Genomic DNA, 14,355 nt, shown 5'->3' with positions numbered 1-14,355 from the left:
AATTTTCAAAATGTATTTCATGATTTGCTGGAAAAGTGATACAATACATTGGAAAAACGTAAACGTATTTTTATGGATGCGAGAAAGAGGAGGATTTTATGGCGATAAGCGAAGAACAAGTCAAACACGTTGCCAAGCTAGCAAAATTATCATTCTCAGATGATGAATTACATGAGTTTACCTCTCAGCTAGGAAAAATTATTGATATGGTAGAAACCTTAGAGGAAGTAGACACAGAAGGTGTGCCATTTACATCAAACGTTGCTGAAACAATCAATGTGATGCGTGAAGATATCGCAGCAGAAGGCTGGAACCGACAAGAATTGATGCGTAATGTGCCGGAATCAGAAGATGGTTTCATTAAAGTACCAGCAATTATTGATAATGGGGAGGCCGGTGCGTAATGACAGAATTAGTAAGTAAAAGTTTGGAAGAGCTCCATGGCATGCTTGTTTCCAAAGAAATTTCAGCTGTCGATTTGACAGCAGAGACATTCGAGCAAATCAAAGCGACTGAACCAAAAGTGGATTCTTTTATTACATTGAACGAGTCAAACGCGATGGCATTAGCCAAAGCAATTGATGAGAAGGGTATTTCTGAAAGCAATGTTTTGGCAGGGATTCCGATTGGGATCAAAGACAATATCGTGACCAAAGACCTACTGACTACAGCTGCATCTAAGATCTTGGCTAACTTTGAACCAATATATGATGCAACTGTGATGGAAAAAGTCTACCAAGCAGACATGATACCAGTCGGTAAATTGAACATGGATGAATTTGCCATGGGAGCAAGTACGGAAACTTCTTACTTCAAAAAAACAAAGAATGCGTGGGATCATACCAAAGTTCCTGGCGGTTCTTCTGGTGGTTCTGCAGCTGCAGTAGCTGCTGGGCAAGTACCAGTCTCATTAGGGAGTGACACAGGTGGTTCGATCCGGCAGCCTGCTTCTTTCAATGGAATCGTAGGAATGAAACCAACATATGGTCGTGTTTCACGTTTTGGTCTGATTGCGTTTGCTTCTTCATTGGATCAAATCGGACCAATGACTCGTTCAGTAAAAGATAATGCACTGGCATTGTCTGCCATTAGTGGATTTGACGCCAAAGACAGCACTTCTGCTGGAGTAGCAGTACCAGATTTTGCTGCAGGGTTAATTGGCGATATCAAAGGTATGAAAGTTGCGCTGCCAAAAGAATATATGGGTGAGGGGATTCAACCTGGTGTCCGTGAAGCTGTGTTGAAAGCGGCAGAAACATTCCGAGCATTAGGAGCAACAGTCGAAGAAGTCAGCTTGCCTCATTCTAAATATGGCGTTTCCGTTTATTATATTATTGCCTCTTCTGAAGCAAGCTCTAACTTGCAACGTTTTGACGGAATCCGTTATGGCTACCGTTCAGAAAACGTAAAAAATCTAGACGATGTGTATGTCAATTCTCGTAGTGAAGGATTCGGAGAAGAAGTAAAACGCCGGATCATGTTAGGGACATTCTCATTAAGTGCTGGATATTATGATGCTTACTTCAAAAAGGCTGGACAAGTCCGTACATTGATCAAACAAGATTTTGACAAAGTATTTGCAGATTACGATTTGATTATTGGTCCTGCATCTCCAACCGTTGCTTTTGGACTAGGTGAAAATATCAATGATCCAATCACAATGTACATGAATGATATCTTAACGATTCCAGTCAATTTGGCTGGATTGCCAGGTATGTCTGTACCAGCAGGATTTTCTGAAGGATTACCAGTCGGTTTGCAAATCATTGGTAAACATTTTGATGAAACAACGATGTATCAAGCGGCTTATGCGTTTGAACAAGCAACTGATTTTCATACGAAAAAACCAGTGATTTTAGGAGGGAATAACGCATGAACTTCGAAACAGTCATTGGGCTTGAAGTCCACGTAGAATTAAAAACCAACTCAAAAATCTTTTCACCGGCGCCAGCACATTTTGGTGCCGAGCCAAATAGCAATACGAATGTGATTGACTGGGGTTATCCAGGGGTATTACCGGTGATGAATAAAGCCGCGTTAGAATTTGGGATGAAAGCAGCACTAGCGTTAAACTGTGAAATTTCCAAAGATACTCATTTCGACCGCAAAAACTATTTCTATCCGGATAATCCGAAAGCCTATCAAATTTCTCAATTTGACCAACCAATCGGTCATGATGGTTGGATCGAGATCGAAGTAGCAGGCAAAAAGAAAAAAATCCGTATTGAGCGGGTTCATCTTGAAGAAGATGCTGGGAAAAATATGCATGGCATCGGCGGCTATTCCTATGTGGATTTAAATCGTCAGGGCACGCCGTTGATCGAGATCGTTTCTGAAGCAGATATGCGCTCGCCAGAAGAAGCCTATGCTTATTTGGAAGCTTTGCGCTCTATCATCCAATTTACAGAAGTATCTGATGTGAAGATGGAAGAAGGATCCATGCGTTGTGATGCCAATATCTCTTTACGTCCTTATGGTCAAGAAGCTTTTGGTACCAAAACCGAATTGAAAAACCTAAACTCTATGTCCTTTGTCAAAAAAGGCTTGGCTTTCGAAGAAAAACGCCAAGCAAAAGTATTGCTTTCTGGCGGTGAGATCCAACAAGAAACACGTCGTTTTGATGAAACCACTAATAAGACAATCTTGATGCGGGTCAAAGAAGGATCATCTGATTACCGTTATTTCCCAGAACCAGATATTCCTAAATTTGTTATCGATGACGAATGGATCGAACGAGTACGGCAAACATTGCCAGAACTTCCACAAAAACGCCGCCAACGGTACATCAACGAACTTGGATTGCCAGAATATGACGCAATGGTCTTGACACTGACCAAAGAAATGTCCGACTTCTTTGAAGCAACCATCGATGCTGGGGCAGAACCAAAACAAGCATCAAACTGGTTGATGGGTGAAGTTTCGGCCTACTTGAACAGTGAAAAATTGGAATTAGAAGTAACCAAATTAACGCCGGATAATCTTGCAGGAATGATCCAACTGATTGCTGATGGAACGATCAGTTCTAAGATTGCGAAAAAAGTCTTTAAAGAATTGATCACCAATGGCGGCGATGCCAAAGAAGTTGTCAAAGCGAAAGGATTGATCCAACTATCCGATCCAGCACAACTTCTGCCAATGATCAATGAAGTCTTAGATAAGAATCAACAATCTGTTGATGACTTCAAGAACGGAAAAGACCGAGCAGTTGGGTTCTTAGTTGGTCAAATCATGAAAGCAACTAAAGGACAAGCGAACCCTGGCGTTGTGAACAAATTACTTCAAGAAGAATTAGCAAAACGATAAGAGGCGGAATATGAAAAGAGCCAGAGTCATTTATAATCCAACATCAGGAAAAGAACTGATTCGTAAACATCTTGCCGATATATTAGAAGTCTTAGAGAAAGCCGGTTATGAAGCCAGTGCTTTTGCGACGACTGCTCTCCCATTCTCTGCTCGCGATGAAGCGAGTAGGGCAGGGAGAGCCGGATTTGATCTGGTTGTTGCAGCCGGAGGCGACGGAACCATTAATGAGGTAGTTAATGGTATCGCTCCGCTAAAAAAGCGCCCCAAAATGGCGATCATCCCAGGCGGAACAACCAATGATTATGCTCGTGCATTGAAGATTCCTAGAAACGATGTGAAGGCTGCTGCAGAAGTCATTCTCAAGGAACAAACGATCAAAATGGATATTGGAAAAACTGATCGGGATTATTTTATCAATATCGCTGCAGGTGGACACCTGACTGAGTTGACCTATGATGTTCCTTCAGAGTTGAAGAGTGTGTTCGGTTATTTGGCATATCTTGCAAAAGGCGCAGAATTGTTGCCGCGAGTCAAACCAATCAAGATGCACTTTAAATATGACGATGGAGAATATATTGGCGGCGCTTCGATGTTCTTCCTAGGATTGACGAATTCAGTGGGAGGTTTTGAACAAATCGCCCCGGATGCGAAACTTGACGATGGGAAATTTTCGCTGATCATAGTGAAAACGGCAAATATTTTTGAGATCGTTCATCTGATTGCATTGATGATGAACGGTGGCAAACATATCAATGACCGACGCTTGATCTATACAAAAACGTCTCGTTTAGAAGTCGATGCGCCAGATGCAAAAGATCGTTTGATGATCAATTTAGATGGTGAATACGGCGGCGATGCCCCGATGATCTTTACCAACTTGCATAATCATATTGAATTTTTTGCTAACCTAGATCAAATTCCAGATGACGCAGTTGTTGGGGAATCTTACGAAGAACTTAGTCAGGGATTCATCAAAGAAGTCGAACGGTTATCAGATGAGGACATCAACGGTGATGGCTTTATCGGTGAAAAGCAGAAACAGTAGTAATCAAAAGAACATGAAGCGGTGCGCTTCCTGTTCTTTTTTTGAAAGGAAAAAAGAACATGTGGACAATTCCACTTCTTTTTTTTCAATAAAGGCTGCTGGATCAATCTTTTATCTTTTTCCTTATTAAGAGAATCGCAAAGAATGTTTCACAATTGGTTCGTGTTTCACGATTTACAAAGCAAAGCGGAACCCAATGAAATAGAAAAAAACGAATGAAAATACTTCTTTTTTTTATATCAGTCGATAATTCGCTTTTTTTGTTAGCAAAAAAAAATTTATGTTCGTTATTTGCGGTTGAATTTATGACATCCTACTGTGCCAAATCGGTATAGAATATGCTATAATAATGAAACTAAGAAATGGGGGGACCAGAATGGCGCAGATTGATTCAGAAATGGCATTGAATCTGCTTTTAGAGGATGCCGAACGAATCAAACGATTGATTCGCAATCAAGAAAATAGTTTGTGTATTGCTCAGTGTAAAGCATTCGAGGAAGTCGTTGACACACAAATGTATGGCTTATCACGACAAGTCGCTTTCGCAACACGCTTGGGTATTGTAGACAATGCTGCTGGCCAACAATTGATGGCAGATCTGGAAAAAGACCTAAATCAATTGTATAGCGAAGTATATGAAGAACAAAAATCTACTGAAATCGGCAAGGAGGCATAATCTTGCCAGAAAAAGTTAAAAAAAGACACCTTTTAGACTATAGCATTTTAATACCTTACCTTATTTTATGCGTAACTGGTTTGATGATGGTTTACAGTTCGACCTCATATGTCGCAATGACAGCAAAGCCACCGACTACTTCAGCAGCTTATGTGATCAATCAAGCCGTTTTTTGGGTGGTAAGTTTGATTATGATCACGATCATGTACAAGATGAAAACTGATGTCTTTCGCAATAAGAAATTTGTCCAAATTGCCATGATCGTTATTTTCTTTCTTTTGATTGCCGCCTTTTTCTTCCAAAAAAGGAATGGTGCATGGGGCTGGCTCTCGATTGCAGGATTCTCTGTTCAGCCAGCGGAGTACTTAAAGTTTATTATCATTTGGTTCTTGTCGGTCACATTCTCTTATCGCCAAGAGGGCATCCAGCAAGACTTCTGGGGTTCTGTGAGAAGACCAATGGCGATCGTATTGGCTTATACAGTGATTTTGGCCTTCTATCCCGATTTCGGGAACGCTGTTATTATTTTCATGCTGGCTTTTGTGGTTTTGCTGGCTAGCGGATTAAACTATGTGTATACCTTGATATTAGGTGGGGCCACAGTTCTCTTTAGTTTTTTGGCGATTACTTTTGTCAATTTGACAGGTGGGAAATTTCTGCCTGAATATATCTACAATCGATTTGCCGCTTTCACCAATCCTTTTGCCGATGAATTTGATACAGGACATCAAATGGTCAATGGATATTATGCCATGTTCAATGGCGGATTATTTGGTCGCGGATTAGGAAATAGTATTCAAAAACGAGGCTTCTTGAATGAAGCCCATACCGATTATATTTTTTCAATCGTGATGGAAGAACTTGGCTTGATTCCATCAATCGTTTTGTTAGGGATTCTCTTTTATATGGTAGGAAGAATGTTTTTGATTGGCATTCGATCAAGAGATTCCTTTAATTCCATGATGTGTATTGGGATCGGGACATTATTTATGTCACAGATCTTTATTAATTTAGGTGGGATCACCGGCTTGATTCCGTTAACGGGGATCACTTTTCCTTTTTTGAGTCAAGGAGGATCAAGTTTGTTAATGTTGTCGATTTGTATCGGCTTTATTTTGAACATTAGTGCAGAAGAAAAGAGGAAACAATATAGTTTGAATTATTGATCAATGGAATGGAGTGGTATGATGAAAAAAGTATTAGTCGCTAATCGTGGAGAAATCGCGATTCGAGTTTTCCGTGCGTGTGCAGAGTTGGGCATCAAAACAGTGGGGATCTACGCTGCAGAAGATGAATATTCAGTCCATCGTTTTAAAGCGGATGAAGCGTATCTTGTCGGAAAAGGCAAGCGCCCCATTGAAGCCTATCTGGACATAGAAGATATTATTCGCACCGCGAAAAAGGCCGGTGCCGAAGCGATTCATCCCGGTTACGGATTTTTATCCGAGAATTTAGCGTTTGCGCAACGCTGTGAAGAAGAAGGCTTGATTTTTATTGGACCTTCGACACACCATCTGGATATCTTTGGCGATAAAATCAAAGCCAAAACAGCTGCAATCGAGGCTGGTATCCAATCCATTCCAGGTTCCGACGGACCCGTCAACACTATTGATGACGTTTTGCTGTTTGCTGAAACCCATGGTTATCCAATCATGATCAAAGCAGCCTTAGGCGGTGGTGGCCGCGGCATGCGGGTCGCTCACGATGAGAAAGAAGCCCGAGAAGGTTACGAACGAGCGAAAAGCGAAGCGAAAGCGGCATTTGGTAGTGATGAAGTCTATGTAGAGAAATACATCAGTAATCCAAAACATATCGAAGTGCAAATATTAGGGGACAGTCATGGCAATGTTGTCCATCTATTTGAAAGAGATTGTTCTGTCCAACGTCGACACCAAAAAGTGGTGGAAGTCGCTCCATGTGTATCAATGAATGCTGCCCAACGAGAAAAAATTTGTCAAGCTGCGGTACAGTTGATGAAACATGTCGGGTATATCAATGCGGGAACCGTAGAGTTTTTGGTAGAAGGAGACAATTTTTACTTTATCGAAGTGAATCCTCGGGTTCAAGTAGAGCATACCATTACTGAAATGATCACTAACTTGGACATTGTAACGACACAAATTTTGATTGCTCAAGGGAAAGACTTGCACAAAGAAATCGGTATCCCGCAACAAAAGGATATCCACTTTGAAGGGGTTGCGATCCAGTGTCGTGTAACGACAGAAGATCCTGCCAATAACTTTATGCCTGATACTGGAAAAATCGATACTTATCGTTCACCTGGTGGTTTTGGCGTTCGGCTAGATGTTGGTAATGCCTATGCTGGCGCCGTTGTAACTCCCTATTTTGATTCATTGCTGGTAAAAGTTTGTACCCATGCAGCGACATTTGATCAAGCGATTCAAAAAATGATGCGCTGCTTGAAAGAATTTCGGGTTCGTGGAGTCAAAACCAATATTCTCTTTATGCGTAATGTTGTTTCTCATCCGCAATTTCGTTCTGGCGAAGCGAAAACGACATTTATTGATAATACTCCTGAATTGTTTGAGTTTCCTCGCATTCGCGACCGCGGAAATAAAACAATGAAATATATCGGTGAGATTACGATCAATGGCTTTCCGGGAATCGAGAAACAGAAAAAACCATTTTATAATGATCCAAGAATCCCGCAACAGATCGAGACATTGCCTGATTTCGTATCGGCTAAAACCATTTTAGATACTCAAGGTGCTGATGGTGTCATTCGTTGGATCAATCAGCAAAAAAATGTTTTACTAACGGATACGACTTTCCGTGATGCGCATCAAAGCTTGCTGGCTACACGAGTTCGCACCCAGGACTTCAAGAAGATCGCTGCGTTGACAGAAGAGGGGATTCCTCAACTATTCTCCAGTGAAATGTGGGGCGGAGCAACGTTTGATGTTGCTTACCGTTTCTTGACAGAAGATCCATGGGAACGGCTGCGTATGTTTCGTAAGAAAATGCCGAACACATTGTTACAAATGCTGTTTCGAGGATCAAATGCGGTGGGATATTCAAATTATCCAGATAATGTGTTAGAAGAATTTATCAAAGAATCTGCTGCGCAAGGAATCGATGTCTTCCGAATTTTTGATAGCTTGAACTGGGTTCCGCAAATGGAAAAAAGCATCCAAGCAGTAAGGGACGCAGGCAAAATTGCAGAAGCAGCGATCTGTTATACCGGAGATATTAATGATCCGACTCGTCAAAAATACTCGATCGATTATTATAAGGATATGGCCAAGGAGTTGCAAAATCTTGGTGCACATATCATTGCGATCAAGGATATGGCAGGATTGCTGAAACCACAAGCGGCGTATCGCTTGATCAGTGAACTGAAAGCGAGTATTGATGTACCAATTCATCTGCACACCCACGACACAAGTGGCAATGGCATCATCACTTACTCTGCCGCAACCAAAGCGGGTGTCGATATTGTCGATGTTGCTATGTCTGCAGTCAGTGGAGCAACTAGCCAGCCAAGTATGAGTAGCCTTTACTATGCGTTAGTCAACGGCGAACGTTGTCCAGAAATTAATGTCGATAATATCCAGCAGTTGAATCATTACTGGGAAGATGTTCGTATGTATTACCATCCTTTCGAGAATGGGTTGAATGCTCCTCAGACAGAAGTGTATAAACACGAGATGCCTGGTGGTCAATATTCGAACCTGCAACAACAAGCAAAAGCAGTGGGACTTGGGGAAAAATGGGACGAAATCAAAGAAGTTTATCATGAAGTCAATATGATGTTCGGTGATATCGTCAAAGTCACGCCATCATCAAAAGTGGTTGGCGATATGGCTCTTTTCATGGTACAAAACGGGTTATCTGAACAAGACATTTATGATAAAGGTGAAACCTTAAGTTTTCCAGAATCAGTCGTTACTTTCTTCCAAGGTGAACTAGGTCAACCAGTCGGCGGTTTTCCAAAAGAATTACAACGGATCATTCTGAAAGGTCGGCCAGCATTCACAGAACGTCCTGGTGCGTTTGCTGAACCAGTAGATTTTGAAAAAGTCAAAGCCGAATTAGCAGAAAAGATCGGCTACCAGCCTAAAACAGAAGAAGTATTGAGCTATTTGATGTATCCGCAAGTCTTTTTAGACTACCGAAAAGCATATGAACAGTTTGCCGACGTCAAGGTCCTAGATACACCAACATTCTTTAATGGGATGCGATTAGGTGAAACGATCAATGTTGAACTTGAAAAAGGGAAAATCTTGATCATCCGCTTGGATGAAATCGGCGAACCAGATATTGAAGGCAACCGCACGTTGTTCTTTAACTTGAATGGACAACGTCGGGAGATCTTAGTCAAAGATTATTCGATCATCAGCTCCGTTCAAACAAAACGCAAAGCTGAGCCAACAAATAAAGAACAAATTGGTGCAACGATGTCAGGTTCTGTTCTACAAGTATTAGTCAAAAAAGGGGATCGGGTAGCGAAAGGACAAACCGTTCTAGTAACTGAAGCGATGAAGATGGAAACAGCGATCGAAGCTCGTTTCTCAGGTGTGGTAGAACACGTCTATGTTGCAGAAGGAGAAGCCATCACATCAGGTGATTTGCTGATCGAAATCAAAGAGAAGTAGGAAGTAGGTCTTGAAGATGAAACGTAGAGGAATTTTATTTTGCTGCTTGTTTATTTTGGCGCTGGTCGTCGTCTATCTGCAGCCAGTATTTTTTCAGCGGGTTTCTCCTTCAAGACCTCTTTTTGATAATCCTGTAAAAGCGCCTACCAATTTGAATTATGAACCAATCAAAGCAGATGGCTTAGCAAAAGCGATCGGTGAACCTCTTTCTGATTTTGAAGAAGATTTTGGCTCGCCGATACGCACGTATCGCACAGGATATGACTTTGAAGTTCGCGTATATAATCACCTAGATGATCAACAATATCTCGAAATCAACACCGACGGCGAAAGTGTTCAGGCAATCAAAGTGATTGGCCAGGGCGGCGCATCCTTAGCCCCATTTTCGATTGGGATGACAATGACAGATCTTACAGAGCTTACGATGATCTATCCGAATTTTACATTGAGTCAAAATGATCGTTCAGTGAGTTTTGAACTTATGGAACAAGATATGAACTATCGTCCCTTAGTGGCGTTTGACAATGGCACTTTCGCGGTTTTGTTTTTTGATCAAAAGACATCGGAATTAGCAGCAGTCACTTATCTGGATCAAACGACATTATTGAAGCTGTCTCCTTATCAATTAACAGAAGGGGAGCTGCCGCTGTTTCAAGAGTCTCAAACAGTGAACCAAGAAACAGCTGCTCTTGAAAAAGAAACGTTAGCTTTTGTGATCATCCAAAAAATGCGTGATCAAAAAGAGCTGGAAAGTTTTGGAATGGCTTTAGATACTCATAGTGAAGCCAAAGATCTCCTTCAAGAAATCACGGAGAATCTTTCGGATCACTTAACATCTCAACGGATTCATGCCTATCAAAAAGCATTGACAGCAGAACGAACCAGCACCTTCACTCTGACCCAAGAAGAATGGCAGGATATTTTAAAGGAAAAGGAAATTTCAACCGTTTCTTCCATCTTTGAAGCACCTGTCTACGATCCGACATTTACGATTTTATCATGGTATAGTGATCCTTCGGTTTACAATGTTTTATCGAATCAAACCCCTGAGAAGATAGGAATTGCTTTTTCTAAAGCAAATATGGTAGTCTTAATCCAAGAAGATGAGAATGAACACACAGAGGATAGCACATCAGATGATTTATAATGACCATTTATATGCAATTGAAGACCAAATTGAACAATTAATTTCCAGTATCAAGAATAGTCAGTTGTTTCGCTCTTATTGTTACAACAAGAAGGCGATGTACCAAGACCAAGAAGTATTGGGATTAATTGATTCATTTGTACATAAAAAGACCGATTTTGAAAAAATAGCTGCTTATGGCACGTTTGCTCCCGGGTATAAAGAACAGCAGCGGGCATTACGCAAAGCCAAAAGGGCACTTGATTTGAATCCTCAAGTCGGAGAATTTCGACACAGTGAAAACCAGCTGCAAGTCTTGCTTGATGAGATCACAGTGTCGATTGCTGATTGTTTCTCAGAGGAAGTCAAAGTGGACGCTGGAAGTCCTTTTTTTCAATCGAAATCAACATGTGGAGGAAGTTGTCATGCAAGAGGAGACGAAAGAAACGTTTGAGATCCAAAAACGACGGGGACTGATCGTATGGGTCTATAGTTTACGCCAATTAAAAAATTTACGCAGATTCGGATTTGTCCATTATGTGTCACGCAAAATGAAATATGTGGTCATGTACTTGAATGAAGAAGACTATGAAATGAAAAAAAATAAAATCGAACAATTTCATTTCGTACGGCAAGTGGAACCTTCATATCGACCAGATGTTGAGATGAATTTTGCGGAAAAAATCGGCACTGACGCAGCATACCAAGTGAGTGATGATGGATTTGATGTGGAAGAAAAAAATACGACGATTCGACTGGCAGAAAATGTATAACAAAAGTTTGGGTGCCAATCGCACCCATTTTTGTTGCTCAAAAAGATGACGGTCACTGGAATACTTTTTTAAGAAATTATGGAACCTTTGGAGGAACGCATATGCGTGTTGTTGCAGGAGATTATCGAGGAAGAAAATTGAAGAGCTTAAGCGGGGATAATACCCGGCCAACCACCGATAAAGTGAAAGAATCGATTTTTAATATGATTGGTCCTTATTTAGATGGCGGCTTAGTATTGGATTTATTTGCGGGCAGTGGCGGATTAGCTATTGAAGCTGTTTCTCGCGGCGCCGCACATGCCATCTGTGTCGATCGCAGTTATCCAGCGATTAAGATTATTCGAGAAAATGTTGGCATCACAAAGGAGCCCGAAAAGTTTACTGTTTTAAAAATGGATGCCAAACAAGCCCTAAAAGACTTTGTGGGCACTCAACAGCAGTTCGACTATATTTTTTTGGATCCTCCTTATGCGAAGCAAGAGCTGGTTTTGCAGCTGGAACAAATGGTACAAGCGGATCTTATGGCAACTCATGCGGTCATTGTTTGCGAAACAGCAAAAGAAGTGGATTTGCCAGAGAGGATTGGCACATTGGTCCAAAGTAGACGGCAGGTTTATGGGATTACGGCAGTCACGATTTATAGAAATGAGGGATAAGATGAAGAGAATAGCATTATTTCCGGGCAGTTTCGACCCATTGACTGCTGGTCACGTAGATCTGATCGAACGGGGAGCTTCCCTTTTTGATGAATTGATCATTGGTGTCTTTGTGAATACTAGTAAAGTCAACTTCTTTACCGGTGGCGAAAAAGTGGAATTGATCACTGAGGCACTAGCGCATGTCCCGAATGTTCGCGTTGTTGCGCAAGAGACGGAATTGACCGTTACGGCTGCCAAAAAAATGGGTGCCCAATTTTTACTGCGAGGAATTCGGAGTGTCAAGGATTATGAGTACGAACGAGATATCATGGAAATGAATCACCACTTAGATCCGACGCTCGAAACAGTCTTTTTATTGGCAAATGCCAAATACAGTTATATTAGTTCAAGTTTGCTAAAAGAAATCTTGCATTTCGGTGGCGATGTGGAAGCCTATTTACCACCAAATATTTACCAAGCAATCGTAAAGAAGCGTGATGCTCATGAATCTTAAATCAACCGTTAAATATACCTTATTACTTGTTGCAGCATTAGTAGTTGCCGCCTGTGCCTTTTTACCAATCCCTTATTATATTGAACAGCCTGGGGCAACGATCAATTTGAAAGAACTAATTACAGTCAATGACCAAAAAGATCAAAACGATGGCTCGTTTTCATTGACCAGTGTCGGTATTCGGCAGGCAACCGTTTTTACGGCAATTGGCAGTAAATTTAATCAATTTCAAGACTTGGTTTCTGAAGAAGAACTTTTTGGCGGTGCAACGGATGAAGAGTACAATCGGATCCAACGTTACTACATGGAATCCTCTCAAAATAGTGCCATTGAGCAAGCACTGAAGCTAGCAGATATTCCCTACACAATGAACTATAAAGGTGTTTATGTTATGGGTGTAGAATCCAACTCTAGCTTCAAAGGAAAAATTTCTGTTGGTGATACAGTAGTAGCTGTCAATGGAAAACGATTTGACAACAGTCAAGATTTTATTGATTATGTTCAAAGTCAAAAAGTCGGTGATAAGATCCAAGTGACGTATCTCCAAGATGATGTAGAAAAAGAAGCAACCGGATCGCTGATTGAATTGCCATCGAATAAAAAAGCCGGCATCGGCATTTCGTTAGTTGACCATACGGAAATTAGTTCAGATCAAGATATTGTTATTGATGCAGGAAATATCGGTGGGCCATCAGCAGGCTTGATGTTCACATTAGAAATCTACGAACAATTGACGCAGCAAAACCTGCGTAAAGGGCATAATATTGCCGGTACTGGAACGATTTCCAGTGACGGAACCGTTGGCCGCATTGGTGGTATCGATAAAAAAGTAGCAAGCGCAAGTGAAAGTGGTGTAGAAATCTTTTTTGCACCAGAGGATGAAATCACGAAGGAAGAAAAAGAAGTTGATCCTTCGATCAAAACAAATTATCAAGAAGCTTTAGCAGCTGCGAAGAAACTAGGGACTGACATGAAGATTGTACCAGTCTCAAATGTGCAAGACGCACTAGATTATCTCAAAACGCTTAAATAAAAAATTTTACTTAACGAAATAGAAGCAAGAACCCATCAGATAGAAAAACAATTTATCAAGTCAAGATTGTATCCTAACGATCCAATTGTAACGACGGAACAAGTTTTCTAGCATGGAGGAGATCTTGCTTCTTTTTGTCTGGATTTTTTTAATGAAGGTAGGCTGGATGTCATCGGTATGCTATACTTTTAATCAAGGAGTGTGAAGACTGTGGAAATCAAACGACAACAACCAATCGTCGAAGCTTATCATTTCGATATGAAGCCTAAAGACAAAGAAATGGAAACCAAATTGAATGTTGGCTTTGCCCCGTTGAAGGTACAAGATGAAGAGTATATGAAACAAAATAGTATTATTGGCGCCCGCTTGGAATTTCAACTCGTTTTTCCTGAATATGTGCTGTCCGGTCGGGTAGGGCAGGTCAACCACATCTTGAACCGGCAAGTCCGTTCAGGTGAAGACTTAAGCAAAGCGGAGACAGACCGCTTAGTGGAGCCGCTGTTTGATATTATCAAACGCTTAACCTATGAAGTAACAGAAATCATTACCGACAAACCAGGTCTGCAATTGAATTTCAATACGTCAAATGAAGCCTCAGAAACATCAGAATCATCAACAACAGAGGAGTGAG

At 41.1% G+C, this 14,355-nt stretch carries 14 protein-coding genes; all 14 read left to right on the top strand.

Annotated elements, in window-relative coordinates:
* Nucleotides 1–98: 98 nt before the first annotated feature.
* The 14 genes from gatC (at nt 99) to IGJ28_RS11820 (ending at nt 14,354) form a co-directional block, all read left to right on the top strand.
* Entirely contained in the window at nt 99–404 is a 306-nt protein-coding gene (gatC, locus tag IGJ28_RS11885; protein ID WP_003126448.1) for an Asp-tRNA(Asn)/Glu-tRNA(Gln) amidotransferase subunit GatC, read from the top strand.
* Nucleotides 404–1,876: an Asp-tRNA(Asn)/Glu-tRNA(Gln) amidotransferase subunit GatA gene (gene gatA / locus IGJ28_RS11880; protein ID WP_252711919.1), complete on the top strand. Its 1,473-nt coding sequence runs from the start codon at nt 404–406 to the stop codon at nt 1,874–1,876. The genes gatC and gatA overlap by 1 nt, the downstream gene beginning before the upstream one ends.
* On the top strand, nt 1,873–3,303 hold the full coding sequence (gatB, locus tag IGJ28_RS11875; protein WP_252711920.1) for an Asp-tRNA(Asn)/Glu-tRNA(Gln) amidotransferase subunit GatB: 1,431 nt from the start codon (nt 1,873–1,875) through the stop codon (nt 3,301–3,303). Before gatA ends, gatB begins: the two co-directional genes overlap by 4 nt.
* A gap of 10 nt (nt 3,304–3,313) precedes the next feature.
* Nucleotides 3,314–4,348 (top strand): diacylglycerol kinase, encoded by a 1,035-nt coding sequence (locus IGJ28_RS11870; protein ID WP_003126452.1) that lies wholly within the window; start codon nt 3,314–3,316, stop codon nt 4,346–4,348.
* A gap of 376 nt (nt 4,349–4,724) precedes the next feature.
* Nucleotides 4,725–5,024 carry a YlaN family protein gene (locus IGJ28_RS11865; RefSeq protein ID WP_003126453.1) on the top strand — a complete coding sequence of 100 codons (300 nt, stop codon included), beginning with the start codon at nt 4,725–4,727 and terminating at the stop codon, nt 5,022–5,024.
* 2 nt (nt 5,025–5,026) lie between these two features.
* Entirely contained in the window at nt 5,027–6,190 is a 1,164-nt protein-coding gene (locus IGJ28_RS11860) for an FtsW/RodA/SpoVE family cell cycle protein (protein ID WP_003126454.1), read from the top strand.
* A gap of 21 nt (nt 6,191–6,211) precedes the next feature.
* Nucleotides 6,212–9,640 carry a pyruvate carboxylase gene (locus tag IGJ28_RS11855; RefSeq protein WP_252711921.1) on the top strand — a complete coding sequence of 1,143 codons (3,429 nt, stop codon included), beginning with the start codon at nt 6,212–6,214 and terminating at the stop codon, nt 9,638–9,640.
* A 16-nt stretch (nt 9,641–9,656) separates the two neighbouring features.
* Nucleotides 9,657–10,787, top strand: coding sequence for a CAP-associated domain-containing protein (locus IGJ28_RS11850; protein WP_003126457.1), 1,131 nt, complete (start codon nt 9,657–9,659; stop codon nt 10,785–10,787).
* Nucleotides 10,777–11,220, top strand: coding sequence for a YlbF family regulator (locus IGJ28_RS11845; RefSeq protein WP_003126467.1), 444 nt, complete (start codon nt 10,777–10,779; stop codon nt 11,218–11,220). The genes IGJ28_RS11850 and IGJ28_RS11845 overlap by 11 nt, the downstream gene beginning before the upstream one ends.
* Nucleotides 11,192–11,539 carry a YlbG family protein gene (locus IGJ28_RS11840; protein ID WP_003126468.1) on the top strand — a complete coding sequence of 116 codons (348 nt, stop codon included), beginning with the start codon at nt 11,192–11,194 and terminating at the stop codon, nt 11,537–11,539. Before IGJ28_RS11845 ends, IGJ28_RS11840 begins: the two co-directional genes overlap by 29 nt.
* 101 nt (nt 11,540–11,640) lie before the next feature.
* Nucleotides 11,641–12,195, top strand: coding sequence for a 16S rRNA (guanine(966)-N(2))-methyltransferase RsmD (gene rsmD / locus IGJ28_RS11835; RefSeq protein WP_252711922.1), 555 nt, complete (start codon nt 11,641–11,643; stop codon nt 12,193–12,195).
* A gap of 1 nt (nt 12,196) precedes the next feature.
* A complete protein-coding gene (gene coaD, locus IGJ28_RS11830) occupies nt 12,197–12,691 on the top strand; it encodes a pantetheine-phosphate adenylyltransferase (protein WP_003126473.1) in 495 nt (164 codons plus the stop codon).
* Complete coding sequence (locus tag IGJ28_RS11825; RefSeq protein WP_021149767.1) at nt 12,681–13,724, top strand: SepM family pheromone-processing serine protease; 1,044 nt, start codon at nt 12,681–12,683, stop codon at nt 13,722–13,724. The genes coaD and IGJ28_RS11825 overlap by 11 nt, the downstream gene beginning before the upstream one ends.
* A 210-nt stretch (nt 13,725–13,934) precedes the next feature.
* Nucleotides 13,935–14,354, top strand: coding sequence for a DUF1149 family protein (locus IGJ28_RS11820; RefSeq protein WP_005471385.1), 420 nt, complete (start codon nt 13,935–13,937; stop codon nt 14,352–14,354).
* Nucleotide 14,355 lies beyond the last annotated feature (1 nt).

It is taken from the genome of Enterococcus sp. AZ091 (assembly GCF_051714805.1).
In the GTDB taxonomy this organism is placed as follows: domain Bacteria; phylum Bacillota; class Bacilli; order Lactobacillales; family Enterococcaceae; genus Enterococcus_D; species Enterococcus_D gallinarum.
This window is presented reverse-complemented; position numbering and strand designations above follow the sequence as displayed.